We start from the raw sequence: 20,606 nt of genomic DNA, 5'->3' as shown, positions 1-20,606 counted from the left end.
GGCGTTTCAGCGCGGCTTCGCTCGAGGCACGACAGGCACGGTGAAGGAGAACGTGCTGCCACGGCCCGGCTCGCTCTCCACCTGGAGCGTGCCCCCGTGCGCCTCGACGATGCCCCTGGCGATGGACAGCCCGAGGCCCGCCCCTCGGCGATCCGTCCGGTTCGCCTGCCAGAAGCGATCGAAGATGTGCGCGAGCGACTCGGGAGGAATCCCCGGACCGGTATCGCGCACATGGAAGCGGACCTGCTCGCCCTCCACGCGCGCGCCCACCCGGATCTCCCCTCCCTCTGGCGTGAACTTCAACGCGTTGCCCAGCAGGTTGGAGAAGACCTGGAGCAGCCGGTCTCGATCGGCCAGGACGTGAGGTGTCTCCTCGGAAGCGTCCAGGTGCAGCTGGTGCCCCGTGGCCTCGGGACCGGCCGAATCGATGGCTTCCCGGAGCAGACTGGCGGGGGTCTGGGGGCTCACGTTCAAAGACAGCCGGCCCGCCTCCAGCCGCGCCACGTCCAGGAGATCCTGGATGAGCCGGCCCATGCGCCTGCACGAGGAGGCAATGGATCTCACCGGCTCCTGGCTCCGGGTCTGGAGGTCCGCCGAGCCCAGCTTCTGGATCTGCCGCTCGACCACCTGGAGCCACAGGGAGATGGAGTTGAGTGGGCTGCGCAGATCATGGGCCACGATGCCCAGCACCTCGTCGCGGACCTTCGTCGCGCGCTGGGCGGCCTGATAGAGCCGGGCATTCTCCATCGACAGGCTGGCGAGCCGTGCCAGCCCCTGGGCGAACTCCACGTCCGCCGCGCCATAGCCGCGCCCCGGGCGGGTCGAGATGAAGACCAGCGCTCCCAGCAGCCGCTCATCGGTCAGGAGGGGCACGCCCATGAGCGAGCGCGGCTCGAGCCGCCGCAGCAGCGACAGGTGCTCGCCGCCCTGGGCCATGGACTCCAGCGCCTCGGGGGTGACGACGGGCATGAGCAGGGGCTCGCGCCGCACCAGCACCTCGCGCGCGAGGAAGGGCTGGCTCATGTCGATGCGGAACTCGCGCAGCGCCGTGGCCAGCGCCTGCTGTCCGGGCTCGTGGTGGGCCACCTCCAGCAGGCGCACCTGCTCGCCCTCGGTGACGTACACCAGGCACCAGTCCGCCAGGGACTCCACCGTGAGCCGGGCCACCTCGGCCAGGGTGCGCTCGGCGTCCAACGAGCTGGAGAGCGTCTCCCCGGCCCGCGCCAGGAAGCGGTGCTCCGCCTCCACCTGCTTCTGCAGCGAGACGTCCCGCAGGATGGCCGTCAGCACCCGCTCGCCCTCCACCTCCATCCGGGAGATGGCGGCCTCGGCGGGGAACTCCTCTCCGTTCTTCCTCCGGCCGAAGATGGGTTGGCGCTCGGCCATCCTCCGGGAAACCACGGGCCCCTTCCCGAAGGTCTCGAGGTGTCCGGGGTGGCCGCCCCGGAATCGCTCGGGGAGGAGCAACTCCAGCGGCTGGCCGAGGATCTCCCGGGCGCTGTAGCCGAAGATCTGCTCCGCCCCGGAGTTGAAGAGGGTGATGCGTCCCTGGCCATCCACGGAGATGATGGCATCCGCGGCCAGGGAGATGATGCCCGCGAGCCGGGCATCCGAGGTGCGCAGGGCGTGCTCCGTGTTCCGCTCCGCCGTCATGTCACCGCTTCATACCGCATAAACGAGCACGCGGTGGCTACTCAGAACGCTCCCACGGGCCTGAGCAGTCCTCCGGACACCGCCCGTTTCTGCTCGAGCGCGGCGCGCCGGCCCTCGCCTGTCAGCTCGTAGTAGCGCCTCGGCCGGCCCCCCCGCTCCGCGAGGGGCTCTCCCTCGAAGCTGCGCACCAGACCCTCGCGCTCCAGCGCCTTGAGGGCGGGGTACACCGAGCCCTCATCCAGGACGATCTTCCCCTCGGTCCGCGCACGAACCTTCTCGATGATCTCCAGTCCGAAACTCCTGTCCTGTACCAGCACGGTCAGGATCGCGGTCCGGGTCGAGAGCGGAGTGTCCATGGGGCGCGGAGACTACCTCGGACTTCGAGGATTACAACCCCACGTCATGGGTATGCCCGCCAGTGACCATTTGAAGGTGGCGTGGGCCGCATGTCGGATTCCCGCACGGAGGTGAAACCACGCATCGGCCCCGGGCTGGACGCTCGCCCGGTCGTCCTCGGACGGAGGGGAAGAGGGCCTCCCGGGATGTTTCTCCCCGAATGGGTTCCGAACGATGCCGGCAGGACCCCAAGTTGCCCGGTGCGGCTTCACCGCATGGAGGATGGGAACCCAGATGAGCGCCACCGTCAGCGATTACCTGCTCTATCGCCTCTCACAGTGGGGCGTCCGCCGCATCTACGGGTATCCGGGGGATGGCATCAACGGCATCCTCGGAGCGCTGGGCCGCAACTCCGAGTTCCAGTTCATCCAGACGCGCCACGAGGAGATGGCGGCCTTCATGGCGTGCGCCCATGCCAAGTTCACCGGCGAGCCCGGCGTGTGTCTGGCCACCTCGGGCCCAGGGGCCATCCATCTGCTCAACGGCCTCTATGACGCGAAGCTGGATCACCAGCCCGTGGTGGCCATCGTGGGCCAGCAGAAGAGCATGGGGCTGGGTGGCCACTACCAGCAGGAGGTGGACCTGCCGGTGCTCTTCAAGGACGTGGCGTCCGAGTACATCACCATGGTGACGCACCCCTCGGCGGTGCGCCATGCGGTGGACCGGGCCCTGCGCATCGCCCGCGCCGAGCGCACGGTCACGTGCGTCATCATCCCCAACGACATCCAGGAGGAGCCCTACCAGCCGCCTCCTCGCGTGCACGGCTCCATCCACTCCAGCGTGGGTTACTGCGAGCCGCGCGTGGTTCCCCAGGAGAAGGACCTCAAGCGCGCCGCCGAGGTGCTCAACGCCGGCAAGAAGGTGGCGATGCTGGTGGGCGCGGGCGCCCTGCGCGCGGCGGATGAGCTCATCGAGGTGGCGGACCTGCTGGGCGCCGGCGTGGCCAAGGCGCTGCTGGGCAAGGCGGTGCTGCCGGACTCGCTGCCCTTCGTCACCGGCGCCATCGGCCTGCTGGGCACCCGGCCCAGCTGGGACATGATGATGGAGTGCGACACCCTGCTCATGGTGGGCACCAGCTTCCCCTACTCGGAGTTCCTCCCGCCCGAGGGCCAGGCGCGCGGGGTGCAGATCGATCTCGACGGCCGGATGCTCGCCATCCGCTACCCCATGGAGGTGCCTCTCACAGGGGACTCCCAGGAGACGCTGCGCGCCCTCATTCCGCTGCTCGAGCGCAAGGAGGACCGGAGCTGGCGCGATGGCCTCGAGAAGAGCATCCGCCAGTGGTGGAAGGCGTCGGAGGGAATGGCGATGAAGGACGCCAACCCCATCAACCCGCAGCGCGTCTTCTGGGAGCTGTCGCCGAAGCTGCCGGAGGGCGTCATCCTCTCGGCGGACTCGGGCTCGGCGGCCAACTGGTTCGCGCGCGACCTGAAGATTCGCAGGGGGATGATGGCGTCCCTGTCGGGCAACCTGGCCACCATGGGCTGCGGCGTGCCGTATGCCATTGGCGCCAAGTTCGCCTACCCGGACCGGCCCGTCATCGCCCTGGTGGGCGACGGCGCCATGCAGATGAACGGCAACGCCGAGCTCATCACCGTGGCCAAATACTGGAAGGAGTGGAAGGACCCGCGCTTCATCGTGCTGGTGCTCAACAACCGCGATCTCAACCAGGTGACGTGGGAGCAGCGCGTGCTCGCGGGGGACCCGAAGCTGCCGGCCACGCAGGATCTACCCGACTTCCCCTATGCCCGGTACGCCGAGTCCATCGGCCTGCGCGGCATCCGCGTGGACAAGCCGGAGCAGCTCGCCCGCGCGTGGGATCAGGCGCTGGGCTCGGACCGGCCGGTGGTGCTCGAGGCGTACACCGATCCGGACGTGCCGCCACTGCCGCCGCACATCACCCTCGAGCAGGCGAAGCACTTCGCCCAGTCCATGATGAAGGGGGACGTGAACACGGGCGGCATCCTCAAGCAGTCCATCAAGGGCCTGGTCGAGCAGCTCAAGCCCCACAAGTAGGGACCAGGCACTCGAAGACGGGCAGGGCCATAAGGCCCCGCCCGGGGCTCGGGTGCTACTCGTGGCCCTGCCCGTTGTTGCCGGTGCTCACCGTCTCCGTCCCGATGAGCGCGTGGACGCCGTCCTGCGCCGTGTGGGCGCTGACCCAGAAGAGGGTGGAGAGGATCCTCATCTGGATCCTCCACTTCGGCTGTCCCGCCCTCACCATCCGTTGGAGCATCTCCAACGCATCACCCAGCTCCTCGGCGTTGATGCGCTGGGGCAGGTGCACGCCCATGGCATCGAAGAGCCGCCGGGCCTCCAGCAGCAGCTCCGACTGTTCCGGGGGCCGCGCCAGGACCGCGCGTCGTGCCGCTTCCTTCCTGGCGGGGGCAACGGATGGCACGGAGGCGCGGAGGGGGACGTAGGTGGCCCCCAGCACGTTCCGGCGCGAGCCCGTGAGCCCATCCTCGAGCGCGAACCACTCATCCCCGTATGTGGACTCCGGCTTGTGCTCGTCGTTCATCGGAACACCTCCGTGGGATGCAACAGGTTGAGCCATGTAACGACATGAAGAGAGATCTGCCCGTGGTTACCCTCCCGAATGCCGACGGCTCCCACGTGCACGGCCCATGTGGGTTTGCCGGTGCTTTCGTGGGATACACGGTACCTCGATAATTGAGGTTTGCAAATGAAACTTTCCAATTTCAACAGATTGTTTGAATCTTGACGGTCGTGGAGCGGGCCTACGCCCCGAGCTGCTCAAGCCCCACGGTGACGCGGAGGGCGGCATCGGCCCAGGCGGCCGCGAGCGCCGCCTCGTCCCCGGGGAGGCCGGAGACACGGGCCGCGTCCAGCTTCTTGGAGAGCGCTCCCAGCTCCTCCGCCAGGCGCTTCATCCCGAGCTCCTGGACTCGCGAGGCCACCGCGGAGAGCCGGGTGCCCCAGGCGGGGACGACGTGGCGCAGACCCTGGTGCACCGCGTCCGCGAGACAGCCTTCCAGCTCGGCCAGGGCCGCCGGGAGGGGCTCCAGGGGCGGCCTGTCCTCGGCGGTGCGCAGCGGCCCCGTCGCGGCGGCGGGTTGCATGTCGAGCACCACCACCCCCGTGCCCTCGCAGGACAGCGCGAGCGGCTCGACGACGAGCCCCCGGGCCGTCCTCCGCACCTCACCCGAGAGGTAGCGAAGCGCCCCGCGTTTCCCCCCCAGCCCCTCGGCGAGCGCGTCCAGTGCCCCGGGCGCCACGCGGCGGTGGGACAGCTCCACGAGGAAGCCGTGTCCGCCCGCGTCCTCCAGCTCCGCGCGCACCAACTGGGCGCCCGGTGAGTAGGCCACGTCCACCACGCGGGAGACCTCGAAGGCGTGCACGTTCTCGGCGAGCTGCCGTGGCCGCAGGAAACGCGGAGGCCGGGCCCGCAGGGAGGCCTCCAGCGCGGAGACGTCCTTCACGAGCAGTGGTGCCGGCAGCAGGCTCCAGTCCCCGGACTGGGGCGTCACCGAGGTGCGCTGCAGCCCGCGCGTGGAGAACACCACGAGGCGATCCGGCAGGCGCGTGGCGCCCGAGGTCACCACCTGGCCCCGCGAGAGGGCCTCGAGGGTCGCACCGGGAGCGCCCTGGCGGCGTCCGAGCTCGGCGCCGTCCTCGGGAGTCTGATCCTCCGCGTAGGTGAAGGCCCGGCGCACCACGAGGAGGCTCGCGCTGGCCGGATCCGCGAGCACCAGCTCCGCGCGGCGTTCCCGGCCATCGGCGAACAGCCGCGCCCCGAGCGACACCAGCCGGACGTAGTCGAGCTTCGTCTCGGGGGCCTCGTCCATGCCCAGCACCGCGCGGGGCGGGACGGCGCCCGAGGTGCGGGCGGCACGCAGCCGGGCGAACAGCTCCGCCAGCGTGGCCGAGAGTTTCGCCGGGGTGTAGCGGGCCCCTCGGGCCACATAGGCCTCGAGCAGATCCTCGAGCTCATCCAGCGCCGCGAGCGGCCAGGCCATCTTCACGTCCGCGAGGCTCGAGCGCGCCACCGCGAAGCGCCCCGCGAGCCCGGTGCTGGCGTGTTGGGCCCCCTCCAACAGGAGGAAGCTGGCCAGGTCGCTCGCCGCGTCCATCGCCGGCCCGCCCTCGTGCGAGGCGACGTGCTCGCGCGCCACCTCGACGGAGAGCTCACGGCTCGTGGGATCCCTGGCGTCGGCGGCGCGGAAGGCCCAGATGGCGAGCGGCAGGTGCTCGCAGCCCGTGCCCACCGCGCAGTCGCAGCGCGCGTAACCCAGGTTCCGGGGCACGAGGAAGCGCACCGTGCACGTGGCGAGCGACACGGTGGGGATGTCCTCGCCCACGAACGTCCCCCGGCGCACCTGGGCGAGGTAACCGCGCTGGCGGAGGGACTCGGCGCGCTCCAAGGAGCGGCGGGGGATCATCTCCTCCAGCGCCTTGTCCTCCACCGAGCCCGGGGACCAGGGCGGCTCCGGTGCGGCCTCCTCGGCCTTCTCCGGGGCGGGCGCCGTGCTCGAGGCGCTGGCGAACGCCGGGTAGGCGAGTGCCACGGCCACGCGGTGCCGGCACACGGTGGTGGAATCGCACGAGCAGGGGCTGTCCTTCAGGCTCTTGCCCGGAAGCAGCCGGGCCGTGTTGCCATCCTCGAAGGTGCCCACCACCGTGCCGTCGGCCAGCTCCTCCAGCCGGGGAGCCTTGCCCTGCTCGATCTCCTTCTGGGCGCGCTTCACCAGGCCCAGGTTGGACACGCTCGCGATGGCCTGCGGGGTGAGGGCGAGGAGATCCGCACGGCTCATGCGCGCACCTTCTCGGCGATCCACGCCGCGAGCTGGCCGGGCGTCATCGCTCCCACGTGGGCGCCCACGTCCACCAGCCGCCGGGCCAGGTCCCGGTCGTAGTTGGGGGTCGCGTCCGGCTCGAGCGCCGCGAGCCCCAGCACCTTCGTCCCCTGGGCGCACAGCTCCTTCACGCGGCGCACGAGCAGCTCGGGGCCGCCGCCCTCGTAGAAGTCCGTGATGAGGACGACGATGCTCCGCCGGGGGGACTCGATGAGCCCCGCGCCGTAGGCCACGGCCTTCTGGATGTCCGTGCCGCCTCCGAGCTGCACCTTCATCAGCAGCTCCACGGGGTCGGTCACCTCGCGGGTGAGATCCACCACGGTGGTGTCGAAGGCCACCAGGTGCGTCTGGATACCGGGCAGCCCCCACAGACAGGCCGCGGTGACGGCCGAGTGGATGACGGACGACGTCATGCTGCCGGATTGATCCACCAGGAGGATGACCTGCCAGCGCTCGGTGTGCTTCCGGGTGCGCGAGAAGAACGAGGCGTGCTCGATGGCGATCTTGCGCTCGGTGGGGGAGTAGCGGTCCAGGTTCTCGCGCAGCGTGCGCCGGAAGTCGAAGTTGCGCGCCACCTTCAGCGGCGAGCGGCGGCGCCGGTCGAGCACGCCCGAGAACGTCTGGCGCACCTCCTTGCTCAGCTTCTCCATGAGGTCGCGCACCACCTTCTCGACGATGCGGCGGGCCACCGCGAGCACCTCGGGATTCATGAGGTGCTTGGTGCGCAGCACGGCGCGCAGCAGCGTCTCGTTGGGCTCCACGCGCGAGAGCACGTCGGCGCGCGTCACCACCTCGTCGATCTTGTAGCGCTCGACGGCATCGCGCTCGAGGCGCTCGATGGTCTCCTTGGGGAAGAGGCTGTGGACCTCGTTGATCCAATCCGGGACGGAGAGCGAGGACGGGCCCGTTCCTCCCTGTCGTCCCCGGACATCACGGTCCGCGAGGTCTCCCTCGCGCCCGTACAGCCACTCGAGCGCCGCGTCCATGCCGCGGCCCCGGGCGTCCAGGCTGTTGCCGAGCGCTCCCTCCGCCGCTTCACCGAGCACGAGACGCCAGCGCGCCAGGGGATCCATCGTCATCGCGCACCTCCCTCGTGGGGCCGCAGCAGCCCGTAGCGGGCCAGCACCTGCTCCACCTCCTCGTCCAGCGCGGTGCCCGCGGCGACGAGCGCCGGATCCACCTTGAGGCGGAGCAGGTTCCGCGCCCCCGCGGGATCCTTGCCGTGCAGCGTGAGGATCGACCGGGCGATGTCCTCCTTCTCCCGGGGCGGGAAGAAACCGAAGGCCAGGCGCAGGGCCGGGACGGCGACGAGGAAGTCCTCCTGGGGCAGCTCGCGGAGCACCTCGTCCAGCACCGCGGTGACGGGTGGCGCGCGCACCACCTGCTCCCGGGCGAGCCGGAACAGGCCGGCCAGGAAGTCACCCAGGATGGCGGGACGTGCCGCGGCCCGGGTCGCGCGGATGGCGGCGGCCTCGGCGCTGGCCTCGTCGGAGAAGCGGGACAGGGACCAGAGCGCTCCGAGCGCGGCGCCTCGCACGGCGGGTGGGGCGCGGAGATCGGCCAGACGGCGCTCGAACACGGCGGCGGCGTGCGTCTCGTCGAGCGAGAGCGCCCGGCCCGCGAAGCGGAGCGTGTCGCGCAGCGCGGCCACGGCGCGGAGGTGTCCCTCGTCCGCGGGAAGCGCGGGCCCGTCGAGCTGCTCGAGCAACCACAGTCCCCGATCGAAGGCCGCCGCGATGACGGTGCCCACCTCGGCCGAGCCCTGGGCGCCGAGCAGTACGTCGTATCGCCAGACGGAGAGGAGCCGCTCCAGGGCCAGGCCCAGTCGGGTGAGAGCCGGCTCGTGCAGGGCCTGCGCGGCCACGGACTCGAGCACACGTTGCGCCAGGCCCTTCGCGCCGATGAAGAGGCTCTCGGCGAGCAGCAGGGCGAGCCTGCCCAGGTCCGGCCCCGCAGTGGTGAGCGCTTCCTCGAGCCGTCCGGTGGCCGCCACCTCCAGCGAGGGGCCCCAGCCCGAGGCCTCGATGACCCAGGAGATGAAGTCCTCCGTGGGGGCCACCGTCCAGGACTCCTGGAGCACGGGCTCGGTGGGGAAGGTGGGGCCCGCGTCCCGGGTGAAGCCGGGGATGCCGAGCACCCGCAGCCGGTGCAGCGCGCGGCTGCGCTCCAGGTGCGCGGGCTCGCGCAACTCCACGCCCACCTTCCGGGCACGTTCCCGCGGCCGGAGATCGTGTGCGGTCAGGACGCGCTCCACGTCTGCCAGCAGCGGGGGCCTCGGGGTGGAGTCGCTGAGCCGGCCCGTGCGGTCGCCCGAGAAGGCGCGCAACACCTCGGCGAGGAGCGGATCCGTGTCCGGGGAGAGGACACCGCGCATCGTCCACGGTAGCGCCACGTCGAGCGCGTCCTTCACCAGGGCGGCGGCCATTCCGTCGAGCAGGTCCGAGCGCGTCAGGGCCGTATGGGCGCGCAGACGTCCGAGCCCCTCGGCCATGACGGAGGCGGCGATGAGATCCGCCGAGGAGATGTGCTGTCCCCGGCCGCGCAACCGCGTGACGGCGGCGCGGAGCATGTGCTCCGGAGCCTTCTCGGGGCCGAGCTCCCATACCGCCTGGTAGAAGGCGGGGGAGGGCATGCCGGACTCGTAGCCGGTGAAGGAGTCCAGGCGGCGGAAGCTGTACGGCACGAGGTAGCTGCGCGCGGACGGGTGACTCGGCGTCTCGGGGAAGGGGGCGCCCGGTTTGCCCGTGGCCCGCGCGAGCACGGGCGCGTGGAAGCCACCGCACACCACCACCACGGGGCCATCTCCCAGGGCCAGCGCGGCCTCCACGTGTGCCAACATGAAGGCCTCGCGCCGGTGGTCGCTCCCGGTGGCCTCCTCCTCTGCGCGGAATGAGTCGAAGTAGACGCGCAGCCGCTCCGCCAGGGTGTCCAGCTCGCACGGCTGCTCGAAGAGGTGATCCCAGAGGGCATCCATCCCCTCCAGGCCCAGCTTGCGGCAGAGCGTCTCGATGAGCCGGGCGGTGCGGCGCTCGCCGTCCGAGTAGCGGTTGCGCACGCCGTGGAAGGACTTGTCCCAGGCGGGCAGGTCCATGAAGCGCACCTGCGCTCCGGCCGCCATCCCCTCCGTCAGGGCCACCCATTCGGGCGAGTAGGCGCAGAAGGGCGTCCACGAGGCATGGGTCCGCTCCTCGTCGCGGTAGCTGCTGAAGACGGCCAGCGGCAGCTCGTGCGGCAGGAGCAGCTCGTCCAGGCGGGCGTTCATGTCCGCCGGGCCCTCGATGAGCACGTGGCGGGGCTTCACCTTCCGCAGCGTGTGCGCCACGACACGGGCACACGCCGGGCTGTGGTGGCGCACGCCGACGACATGGAGGCCCGGAGTCCCCTGCATGCCCACGGTGTCAGCCCGGCAGGAGGTGGCGGGCCTCGTACAGGGCGCGCCATTGGGGTCCATTGCGGCGCGCCACCCGCTGCTCCAGGTACGCGCGCAGACGCTTGAGGTCCTCGGGGCTGTCCTTCGCCGCGGTGCCAGCCAACGTCTCCACCAGGTCCGCCGCCGAGCCTCCATCCCCACGCAGGTAGTAACCGCGTACGCCCACCGCGTGGGCCACCGACACGGCCTCCGCCGTGGAGAGCACCGCCGTCAGCCGCTCCATCGCCTGGCCGTCGCTCGTCTCGCCGGCCCGCAGCTCGCGGAACGTGGTGACGAGCACCTCCAGCAAGTCCTCCGAGGGCGTCACCGGTACGCCCGAGCGCTCCAGCAGCCGCTTCGTCTCGTTGCGCACCAGGGACAGCTCGGTGTTGAAGTCGCCGATGGGGAACACCGTCTCGAAGTTGAAGCGCCGCTTGAGCGCCGCGCTCATCTCGTTGACGCCCCGGTCGCGCGTGTTCGCGGTGGCGATGACGTTGAAGCCGTCCCGCGCGAACACCATGGCGTCCTCGTCCCGCAGCTCCGGCACCGCGAGCACCCGGTCCGACAGCATGGAGAGCAGCGAGTCCTGCACCTCGAGGGGACAGCGGGTGATCTCCTCGAAGCGCACCACCTTGCCCTCCTTCATGCCCGTGTAGAGCGGGGCGGGCACGAGCGCGCGAGGCGTGGGGCCCTCGGACACGAGGAGCGCATAGTTCCACGAGTATTTGATCTGATCCTCCGTGACGGACGCGCCGCCCTGGATGGTCAGCGTGGAGGTGCCGGAGATGGCGGCGGCGAGCAGCTCGGACAGGAGGCTCTTGGCCGTGCCGGGCTCGCCCACGAGCATCAGTCCGCGGTTGGTGGCCAGCGTCACCATGGCCCGGTCCACGAGGCTCGGGTTGCCCACGAACTTGCGCTGCACGCCGAGCGACTCGTCTCCGAGGATGAAGCGGCGCACCGCGTGCAGGGACATGCTCCAGCCCGGAGGCTTCGGCGCGTCATCGTGGGCGCGCAGCTTCTCGAGCTCCTCCGCGTGGAGGGTCTCCGCGGGAGGCCGCTGGACGTCCTTCGCCGGACCGCTGCCGGCCGGGGTGGGGGCGGTGTTCTTCTTCCGGGTCGTCGCCATCGGGAGCACTCGTACCCAAGTGCGGCGGGACGCGCCAGCACCTTTACAGAACCCCTGGAGATGGAGACCGAGGCTGCCGGGGCAGGAGCAGGACGAAGCTCGCGCCGAGGCCCATGCCCGGGCTGTGCGCCGAGACCTGGCCCCCGTGCAGCTCGACGAGGTGGTGCACGATGGCCAGCCCCAGCCCGAGCCCGCCATGGGCCCGGCGGCTGCTGCTGTCCTGCTGGCGGAAGCGCTCGAACAAATGGGGCAGGAAGGCCGGGGAGATGCCCATGCCGGTGTCCGTCACCCGCAGCTCCACCGAGCCGTCCAGTGGGCGCAGCTGGACGGTGACGAGGCCTCCCTGGGGGGTGAACTTGATGGCGTTGCTCAGCAGGTTCCACACCACCTGCTGGAGCCGTCCGGCGTCGCCCCACATGGGCAGGGGCTCCGAGACCGTCTCCAACTCCAGCTTCACGCCCTTGGCATCGGCGAGCGGCCGCGTGGACTCGAGCGCCGCGTCCACCACGTTCCGCATGTCCAGGGGCCCGGGCTCGAGGCGGAGCTTGCCGGTGATGATGCGCGAGATGTCCAGCAGGTCCTCGATGACCTGGGCCTGGACGCGGGCGTTGCGCTCTATCGTCTCCAGGGCGCGGGCGCGCTTCTCCTCGGACAGGCTCCGGGTGCGCAGGATTTGAAGCCAGCCGAGCATCGCCGTCAGCGGCGTGCGCAGCTCGTGGGACACGGTGGCGAGGAAGTCATCCTTGAGCCGGTTGGCCTCCTCGGCCGCCGCGTGGGCCGCCTGCACGCGCCGCAGCAGCTCCAGACGTTCCTGGCCGGCGCGCCGTTGCTCGTCGATGTCGGTACAGGAGCCGATCCACCGCAGGAGGGTGCCGTCCGCGGAGCGCGCGGGCTGGGCTCGGGCGATGAACCACCGCCAGGCCCCATCGCTGGCCCGGCGCAGCCGGAGTTCGGCCTCGTGGCCGTTGAGGGTGTCCCGCGTCCGCTGCCAGTGCGCCAGGATGCGCGGCAGGTCCTCCGGGTGTATCGCGCGCGTCCAACCGCCCCCGAGGGACTCCTCCATCGAGAGGCCGGTGTACATGCACCAGGGCTGGTTGACGTACTCACAGGTGCCATCGGGCCGGGACATCCAGGCGAGGTGGGGAAGGGTGTCGGCCAGGAGCTGGAACTGCCGCACCTGCTCGGCCCGGTCCTCCTCGGTGCGATTGCGTGCGGAGATGTCATGCACCACCAGCGCCGCGCCCATGATGCGCCCCTCGGCGAGGATGGGCGCGTTGGAGCAGTAGACGGGGATGAACAAGCCGTCGCGGTGGATGAAGAAGTCCTCGTGGCCCTGGACGGGCCGTCCCTCGCGCATCACCAGCCCGAGGGGGCAGGTGTCCATGGGAAAGGGACTGCCATCGGGGTGGTGGTGATGGACGAGGTCGTGGAGGACCTGTCCGAGCATCTCCTGCCGGCTCCAGCCGAACATCCGCTCGGCGGCGGGGTTGACGTAGGTGAGGCGCCCCTGGGCGTCCATCATGAAGAACGCCTCGACGGTATGGCTGGCGAGCAGGTGGACGAGCTGACCCTCATCCTCCCAGGGGGCCTTGGTGGAGTGGCTCATCGCCGCCCCTGGCGAGGAGGGGACGCGGAAGGGCACCTGGGAAGCGCCAGTGCTGGAGAAGAGGGGCGAGCCATCTGCACCATGTCGCAGCGCCCGCCACCGGGGAATCCCGGGGGCATTGGGGGGATGGCGCTGGCGGCGCTGGCCGTATAGCAGGGCAGCGGGGAGATGATCGCGAGACCTGCGCGTCCTGTTGGCCGCAAGACGCTGGAGGGTGGCTCCTCTCAGGAGGGCCACAGCGCTTCGAGGGCACGCACCATCGCGATAGCCTCCACGGCGGTATGTGCCTCCCGGAGTTCAATACCCATCGCCTGGATTCTGGAGCGCCACATGGCACGGGAAATCGATCTGACACAATGGCAGTCAGAGCTGGTTGATGCCTTCCGCTGGGGAGAGCAGGAAAGGGCACGAGCCCTGGTGATGACATTGCGCGAGGCGCAGCCTGGAAGAGTCCACGGCGTTCTGGAGCAGATGCTCCAGTCTCCCGATGAGAAGGTGCGCCAGGCAGCGGTCTTTGCCTTGGGGGAGCTGGGTGGTCCTACGAGCGCCAGGCGCTTGGAACAACAACTCCTTCTGGAGGAATCGCGAGGAGACCCCGATGCCTCGTCCGTCGTGCAGGTCATTACCCAGGCACTCAGTCAGCTCAAGAGTGCCAGCTTGAGGGCAACCCTCATACGCAGGCTGAACCGGTTGGGTGCTGGCATGCCAGAGGGCTCCGATGTGGATGACGTGGTCTACGCACTCTGGCGCAAGCGGCATCCAGAGTTGATTCCTCCTGTTCGCGGGGCACTGGAGCGGCTCTCCCCACCCGTGTCCGAGGGCCTGCGGGCCCTCCTTCGCTTGCTGGAGAGTTCTCCGCAAGAGCTGCGGGTGTGGATTGAAGATGGATCGGTGCCCGTCGAGCAGAAGACCAAAGTCCTGACCGTGTTGGATGAGGAAGTGCCAGATGAACTGGCTCCTGTGCTTCCGTCATTCATTTTCCTGGCCGGGTCGATGATTGAAATGGCATCCAGGAAGAAAGGGCAGGAGAGGCGCTTCTGTGATCGCCTGTTCACCCTCCTGCTCCTGCACCGCGAGCGCCTTTTTCCCACACTCCCATCCAATGCTCGCTCCATATTGCGCGAGGTGGCTCGAAGAATGATTGCGGCCCCGGAGGCTGTTCGCATCATCAAGGCCGCGAACCTCCTCGAGTACGTGGGACGGCGGGAGGACGCCGACCTGCTGGAGGAACACAAGCCCCAGGACGAGGTGCTTGGCAGGGTGTACGAGGAGGCCGTAGAGATCCTGCGCAAGCTCCCCCATGCTTGATGTGGTGATGTGTATCCGTCCGGCGGACGACGTGCTGCGGCTGCTTGAGGGCGGATGTGGGTCGTGCTCGGCGACGGTCGCGAGTTGGCTGAAGGCGATAAGCAGGGTGGGCTGCGAACGCGAGAGTGCGCGCGTCGGCCCATCGTGATCAGCGAGATCGGCGCATCGTGATCACCGGGATCGGCCATCGTGATCAGCGGGCCAAGGGGCCCGAGGACTACGCTGGAGGTCAGGTGGTTCGCCCTACGGGGCCCGTCGGCTGGTAGCAACCGGACGCGGGAGGGCGGGCGAGCCGAGCGAGCACGCTGGACGGCGCAATCGTCGACGGCCCTCCGGGAGGAGGGCCGATGGCCACGGAGCGACTGTCCATGCGTCACATACGAGAAGTGCTACGGCAGAAGTGGGTGCAGAAGAGGAGCCACCGGGAGGTGGCCAGCAGCCTGGGAATCAGCGCGGGGGCGGTGGGGAGCGTGCTGGCGCGCGCCACGGCGGCGAAGCTGAGCTGGGAGCAGGTGGAGCAGATGAGGGAGGAGGAGTTGGAGGAGCGGCTCTATGGCGCCGCGCCGAAGCCCGCGGCCCAGCGGCCGCTGCCCGACCCGGTGTACATCCACACGGAGAGAAAGAAGCCCGGCGTCACGCTGGAACTGTTGCACCTGGAGTACCTGGAGAAGCATCCGGACGGGTACCGCTACACGCAGTTCTGCGAGTACTACCGGCAGTGGCTGGCCAGACACCGGCTCACCATGAGGCAGGAGCACCGGGCGGGAGAGAAGCTCTTCGTCGACTACTCGGGAAACAAGCCGCACCTGGTGGACGCGACAACGGGCGAGCGAGTGGAGGTGGAGCTGTTCGTGGCGGTGCTGGGGGCCTCCAACTACACGTACGCGGAGGCCACACGCACGCAGCGTGGGCCGGACTTCATCGCCAGCCACCAGCGCTGCTTCGTGTACCTCGGTGGCGTGCCGGGCGCGCTGGTACCCGACCAGCTCAAGAGCGGGGTGACGCGCGCGTGCCGCTACGAGCCGGGAGTACAGCGCACGTACGAGGAATTCGCGCGGCACTGCGGCACGGTGGTGTTGCCAGCGCGCCCGCGCTCGCCCCGGGACAAGGCGAAGGTAGAGGTGGGCGTGCTGGTGGTGCAGCGCTGGCTGCTGGCGCGGCTGCGCCACCACACCTTCTTCTCGCTGGAGGCGCTCAACGAGCGCATTGGCGAGCTGCTGGAGGACATCAATAACCGGAAGATGAGGCTGTACGACGCGAGCAGGCGCGAGCTCTTCGAGCGTCTGGACAAGCCGGCGCTGCGGCCGCTGCCGGTCGAGGCCTTCACCTACGGCGAGTGGAAGCAGGTGCGAGTCAACATCGACTACCACGTGCAGGTGCACCACCACTTCTACTCGGTACCGTACGCGCTGGTGCAGCAGGTGCTGGAGGCGCGGGTGACGGCCACCACGGTGGAGCTGTACCAGCGCGGTGAGCGAGTGGCGAGCCACGTGCGCAGCGACGAGCGCGGCCGGCACACCACGCAGCCCGAGCACATGCCCAAGGCGCACCAGAAGCACCTGGAGTGGACGCCCTCACGGCTGGTGCACTGGGCCGGCACCATCGGCCCCAACACCCGGAAGCTGGTGGAGAGCATCCTGTCTGAACGTCCCCACCCGGAGCTGGGTTACCGCTCGTGCCTGGGGATACTCCGGCTGGCCAGGCGCTACGGCAACGAGCGGCTGGAGGCTGCTTGTGCGCGAGCCCTGGCCGTGAGCGCCCGCTCCTTCCGGCATGTCGATTCCATCCTCCAGAACGGCCTGGACCGGCTCGCCCCGCCAACGGACGAAGTGCAGCCGGAGCCCGTCGCGCAGACGCACGAGAACGTGCGTGGCGGCGACTACTACCACTGACCCTCACGCCACCCGCGAGCCTCGTGCGTGAGGGGCGCGCCGTCGCACTGCGTGCGCCGGCGCGCGACGACGAGGCTCTCCAACACCGCGGCACCCGATCAGGTGCCGTACACCCGAGGAGAAGCACATGCTGAACGAACCGACGATGCAGAAACTGCACTCCCTGAAGCTCTCCGCCCTGGCCTCCGAGTGGGAGCGGCAGCAGAAGGACACCGAGCTGGCGAAGCTGTCCTTCGACGAGCGGCTGGGGATGCTGGTGGATGCCGAGTGGCTGCACCGGGAGAACGCGCGCACGGCGCGCTGCCTGCGCGAGGCGAAGCTGCGGCTGAGCAGCGCGAGCCTGGAGGACATCGACTACGCACCCAAGCGCGAGCTGGACAAGAGTCTGGTGCGCCAGCTGGGCTCGTGCCGCTGGGTGGCCGAGCACCAGAACGTGGTGATTACGGGCGCCACGGGCACCGGCAAGACGTACCTGGCATGCGCGCTGGCGCAGACCGCGTGCCGCAAGGGTTACAAGGCGCTCTACCGCAGGGCGCCCCGGCTCTTCGATGAGCTGACGCTGGCGCACGCGGACGGCTCGTACGCGCGCGTGCTGGCGCGTCTGGCCAAGGTGGACGTGCTGGTCATCGACGACTGGGGGCTGGCGCCGCTCAAGGAGCAGGAGCGCAGGGACATGCTGGAGATTCTCGAGGACAGGTACTGCTACATAACTCCCATCGGGTCGTGCTAAAGGGCCCCTCCCGCAGGAAGGAGGAATCTGCGGAGAAGTAGGTCCCCGGTCAGCGTCGCTTCGCTCCGATCACGATGACCGATCCAGGTGATCACGATCGACCGATCTGGGTGATCACGATGGCCGGAATACGCAATGTGGCTCAGCGTCCCTCCCTTCTCCGGCGCCTCCAACACCATCTCCCTCTTATGAGGGCGCGGGAGGCGAGCAGCGCGCAACCGAAGGGCGCACGACGTACGCCCTCTTGAACTCCAAGCGAGTGGCGGGCTACCCTGGTGTCCAGAATTCAACGATTTCGCTCGCCGAGCAAAATGATGAACCAACCCCTCTGCAAAACCTCATCCCTCCCCCTCTCGAATCAATCAACCATGACCGCTTACAATCGAGACATAGAGAGGAAAGCTCGGCCCCTGGTGTTGAGTTTTACGCTCGCTAGTTTCTTAATCTACCCAACGTGGGCAACTGCGCAGTCCAACACCATTCCAGCCATCACTCCGGTCAAAGCCGATGCGGATGGCCAGCCCCCCCGACTGGGTCTTCCTACGGGAGATGACGTCACGCAAACGCGGGGTATGGCTGTGCTTGGGCTTTCTCCGCAGCAGCATTTGGTTCAAATAAAGCGTGCCCCGCTTTCCGCCGCATCCATTGACGAGCCCAAGCAGATAGCGCCGTCCACTCGAGTCGTGGAGGCCCGAAATGCGTTCAAGGTCAATGGAGCGGGAACCGCCGTCGCGATCCTGGATTCAGGTCTCAATCTTGCTCATTTTGACTTCGCAGGACGTATCCGTGCCCCAGTGAATCTTGTGTCTGAAGAGGGGTTTGTTCAAGATGTCACAGACCCCGTAGGGCATGGCAGCAACGTCGCTGGCATCGTGGTTGGAAACGGTCTTCACATCGGGATCGCTACTGGGGCCTACGTCGTCCCTGTCAAAATCCTCGATAGAAACAAAAACACGACACCTCAGCGACTGACGGCTGCTCTCGACTGGGTTCTGGAAAATGCCGAAAAAGCAAAAATCCGGGTGGTTTCACTTGCAATTTCGGATCGAAAAAACTACACCACCGTCAGCTCTGCAATCGAGGCAGGAGGTCAAAGCTATCAGGCAATCATAGATAAAATTCTCGCGCTGCGAAAGAGGGGGATTCTGGTGGTTACGCCAGCCGGCAATGAATACGCCTTGGTTCGTAGCCCCGGAATGGGGTTCCCCGGGATTGCTCCAGGTGTTATTGCCGTCGGCGCAGCGTTTGACTCAAGCATAAGCCCATTGCCATTCGACTTTTTCCCAGCCAAAGCTTTTCGGGCCAAGGTCGACCAAATCGCTCCCTTCAGCCAAAGATTGTCACCGAATCTCGTAGGTCGCGGAACCGACCTGTTCGCGCCAGGTGTCCAGGTCGCATCCGCCGGAGCGGATCTTGGAGACCCCTATTGCGAATCGATTGCCTCGGGAACGAGTCACAGTGTTCCAGTCGTCGCGGGTGCGATTCTCCTGCTTCAACAATTCTTTTTTGACCGGCTCCAACGATGGCCAACAGCGGAAGAGTTGGAATTCCTCTTGAAGTCAACGGCCAGGGAAATTCCAGAGCCAACGAGTGACGATGATGACGTGCCTCATCCGGAGCCTATGGCGAAATACAAGAGCTTGGATATCTACAACCTACTTGCGGCGGCAGACACTCTCCTGAAGGAGCAACGTGCGGTGGTTGCTCCTCAATCCCAGCCTGTCAAGAACTAGAGGATAGGATTAATTCGCGGCCATGAACATGAACATGAACATGAGTAGGAACATGAAAAGGCTTCTATACTTTGCGGCAATGGTCATAGCACTGCGTGCTACGGTCGCGGTAGCTCAGACCTTGACTCCTGCGCAGCCAGGGGTTGACACGCCGCAACCATCTTCACAGCCCCCCGAGGTGGCATATTCTTCTGCGTTGAGCCCGGAAACCCTTCGTGTCTTTGTTGATAGAAATCCTATCGAAAAAACGGACTGCGCGCGCGACAATGCCACAGGGACTGTAACACTCAAGCTCCACGCGGATGGTACTCAACTCTGCAATCTGGACGAACTTCCGCAAAACTACAGAGCCATTGTCAAGGTATACACTCCATACGACTGGGCTCACCGCTGTAACCTAGGGGCAGTGGAGGGGAAAAGGCTTGATGCGGTGATGGTGCGTGGCAGTTATGCTGATGCTAAGAGCGCCTTTTCAGCCGCGTCTGTTCCAGAGGACTTCGTGGCGCCTGACTTCTATCTGGCCCGAACGTTTGGCCCCTTCAGGAGCGAAGATGTGACGTTTTCGCTTGAGTGCAAAGAGGCCAAGGTTGACGCAAGCCTGAAATTCTCTGTTGAACCTTTGTATCAGGTGAATGTCAGTGCGGTCGCACTCGCAGGCAAGAGTCGACAGTCATTTGGTATCAGTGAGGGAGTGATTACGGAGGCGACAGATTCAACGCCCGTGGATTATTTTGTCGGTGCAACGGTTTATCCAGCGGCTTGGCGAAGAATAAATGACCAATGGACATACGGACGCTATTTTGTTTCGGATCTCCGTCGTTTCCAAGACCGTATCGGCGTAACGGCGGGCTTCAGTCTATCTTCGCCAAGAGATCAACTGTTCCTTGGAGCCTCTGTGGAAGTCGTCACAGGGCTTGCGGTGACCGTGGCCTGGGTCCCACGGCGAATCGAGCGGTTGACGGCAGACAGTGATGGCCGCCAGTATCAAGTCGGCGATGCTTTTGAAGGCACTTCGGCTCCGACTCAGAAGCATTGGGACTTCAACTCGTTTGGAGTTGGTCTCGCGGCGGATGCGACGATCATGAAGTCTATCATTCAGTTGTTCAAATGAGTTACCAGGATTGGTACTGATCGACGACTCGACTTTCGTCAATTCAAACCGGATCGAGGGCCATATCCATGCGGCCTTCGCCCGGAATGGAGGACTGGAGAGGCAGAGGAACACGTTACCAAGAACTAATACTACTTGGTCAGATGCGAGAAGGACCGAGAGGTGGGGCGCGACTGTCGACGTGACGCAGGCAGAGTGAGCAGTGGCCAATGCGCTGCAGCAGCAGGTGCTGTAGACGTCTACGCACTTGCGGCAGCGTCCAAGGCGTAGTCCTCAGGGTAAGCGCTCGGCGGACCACACCTTCCGCGTGAGGGAGGAGGCGTTCAGCGTCGCGTTCCAGGAGGAGTCGACATGGGACGCAACACGGAAAGAGTGGACGCCAGGCTGGCGAGGGCCGCGGCAAGCAACTACTGGACGGAGGCCGAGGCGCAGGCAGTGCTGGAAGCCTGTGAGGCGAGCGGGTTGTCGGTGGCGGAGTTCGCCCGCCGCCATGGGCTGGGTCCACAGCGGCTGAGGTGGTGGAAGAAGCGGCGGGCCGAGGAGGCGGCCCCGGCGCTCGCGTTTGTGCCGGTGCACGTCGCGGCGCCGCCGTCGCCAGAAGCACAGCGGGCAGCGGGCGCCGTCAGCATGGAGGTGCTGCTGGCCAGAGGGCGGAGAATCCGGGTGGAGCCCGGCTTCGATGCGGGGGAGGTGGCGCGGTTGGTGAGGGCGCTGGAGGAAGCATGCTGACGCTGCCCGCCTCGGTGAGAATCCACCTGGCGAGCCAGCCGGTGGACATGCGCAAGTCCTTCGACGGGCTGTCCGCGCTGGCGCGGCAGGTACTGA

General features: G+C 67.6%; 15 protein-coding genes. 7 read left to right on the top strand and 8 right to left on the bottom strand.

Annotated elements, in window-relative coordinates; genetic code table 11:
* Positions 1 to 6: 6 nt before the first annotated feature.
* Entirely contained in the window at positions 7 to 1,653 is a 1,647-nt protein-coding gene (locus tag Q664_RS44345; protein WP_052519461.1) for a sensor histidine kinase, read from the bottom strand.
* A 41-nt stretch (positions 1,654 to 1,694) separates the two neighbouring features.
* The gene (locus Q664_RS44340; RefSeq protein WP_043411103.1) at positions 1,695 to 2,009 is read right to left on the bottom strand and encodes a PadR family transcriptional regulator; all 315 of its coding nucleotides are present in this window, start codon (positions 2,007 to 2,009) and stop codon (positions 1,695 to 1,697) included.
* A 274-nt stretch (positions 2,010 to 2,283) separates the two neighbouring features.
* On the opposite strand from Q664_RS44340, the gene Q664_RS44335 reads away from it, so the two are divergent.
* The gene (locus tag Q664_RS44335) at positions 2,284 to 4,065 is read left to right on the top strand and encodes a thiamine pyrophosphate-requiring protein (protein WP_043411101.1); all 1,782 of its coding nucleotides are present in this window, start codon (positions 2,284 to 2,286) and stop codon (positions 4,063 to 4,065) included.
* Between the two features lie 55 nt (positions 4,066 to 4,120).
* On the opposite strand, the gene Q664_RS44330 is transcribed toward Q664_RS44335, so the two are convergent.
* The 6 genes from Q664_RS44330 to Q664_RS44305 form a co-directional block, all read right to left on the bottom strand.
* Positions 4,121 to 4,570 carry a hypothetical protein gene (locus Q664_RS44330; RefSeq protein WP_043411099.1) on the bottom strand — a complete coding sequence of 150 codons (450 nt, stop codon included), beginning with the start codon at positions 4,568 to 4,570 and terminating at the stop codon, positions 4,121 to 4,123.
* Positions 4,571 to 4,790: 220 nt separating this feature from the next.
* The gene (locus Q664_RS44325) at positions 4,791 to 6,824 is read right to left on the bottom strand and encodes a hypothetical protein (RefSeq protein ID WP_043411097.1); all 2,034 of its coding nucleotides are present in this window, start codon (positions 6,822 to 6,824) and stop codon (positions 4,791 to 4,793) included.
* Complete coding sequence (locus Q664_RS44320; protein WP_043411094.1) at positions 6,821 to 7,945, bottom strand: VWA domain-containing protein; 1,125 nt, start codon at positions 7,943 to 7,945, stop codon at positions 6,821 to 6,823. Before Q664_RS44320 ends, Q664_RS44325 begins: the two co-directional genes overlap by 4 nt.
* On the bottom strand, positions 7,942 to 10,254 hold the full coding sequence (locus Q664_RS44315) for a DUF5682 family protein (protein ID WP_043411187.1): 2,313 nt from the start codon (positions 10,252 to 10,254) through the stop codon (positions 7,942 to 7,944). The genes Q664_RS44320 and Q664_RS44315 overlap by 4 nt, the downstream gene beginning before the upstream one ends.
* Before the next feature lie 10 nt (positions 10,255 to 10,264).
* Positions 10,265 to 11,401 (bottom strand): AAA family ATPase, encoded by a 1,137-nt coding sequence (locus tag Q664_RS44310; protein ID WP_043411092.1) that lies wholly within the window; start codon positions 11,399 to 11,401, stop codon positions 10,265 to 10,267.
* Positions 11,402 to 11,444: 43 nt separating this feature from the next.
* On the bottom strand, positions 11,445 to 13,007 hold the full coding sequence (locus tag Q664_RS44305; protein WP_052519460.1) for a sensor histidine kinase: 1,563 nt from the start codon (positions 13,005 to 13,007) through the stop codon (positions 11,445 to 11,447).
* Between the two features lie 330 nt (positions 13,008 to 13,337).
* Here Q664_RS44305 and Q664_RS44300 point away from each other — a divergent pair, with 330 nt between their 5' ends.
* The 6 genes from Q664_RS44300 (at position 13,338) to tnpA (ending at position 20,510) form a co-directional block, all read left to right on the top strand.
* Positions 13,338 to 14,315: a HEAT repeat domain-containing protein gene (locus Q664_RS44300; protein WP_043411088.1), complete on the top strand. Its 978-nt coding sequence runs from the start codon at positions 13,338 to 13,340 to the stop codon at positions 14,313 to 14,315.
* A gap of 347 nt (positions 14,316 to 14,662) precedes the next feature.
* The gene (gene istA / locus Q664_RS44295) at positions 14,663 to 16,207 is read left to right on the top strand and encodes an IS21 family transposase (protein ID WP_043411086.1); all 1,545 of its coding nucleotides are present in this window, start codon (positions 14,663 to 14,665) and stop codon (positions 16,205 to 16,207) included.
* A 127-nt stretch (positions 16,208 to 16,334) separates the two neighbouring features.
* A complete protein-coding gene (locus Q664_RS44290) occupies positions 16,335 to 16,937 on the top strand; it encodes an ATP-binding protein (RefSeq protein ID WP_052519459.1) in 603 nt (200 codons plus the stop codon).
* Positions 16,938 to 17,509: 572 nt separating this feature from the next.
* Positions 17,510 to 18,670, top strand: coding sequence for a S8 family serine peptidase (locus Q664_RS55765; RefSeq protein ID WP_075207684.1), 1,161 nt, complete (start codon positions 17,510 to 17,512; stop codon positions 18,668 to 18,670).
* 22 nt (positions 18,671 to 18,692) lie between these two features.
* Entirely contained in the window at positions 18,693 to 19,781 is a 1,089-nt protein-coding gene (locus tag Q664_RS58550) for a hypothetical protein (RefSeq protein ID WP_152622692.1), read from the top strand.
* Positions 19,782 to 20,132: 351 nt separating this feature from the next.
* Positions 20,133 to 20,510, top strand: a complete 378-nt coding sequence (gene tnpA, locus Q664_RS44285) for an IS66 family insertion sequence element accessory protein TnpA (RefSeq protein ID WP_052519458.1) — start codon at positions 20,133 to 20,135, stop codon at positions 20,508 to 20,510.
* Positions 20,511 to 20,606 lie beyond the last annotated feature (96 nt).

Origin of the sequence: Archangium violaceum Cb vi76, assembly GCF_000733295.1 — a bacterium.
Taxonomy (GTDB): Bacteria; Myxococcota; Myxococcia; order Myxococcales; family Myxococcaceae; genus Archangium; species Archangium violaceum.
Note: the sequence above shows the minus strand (reverse complement) of the source record. Positions and strands in the feature narration are given on the sequence as shown.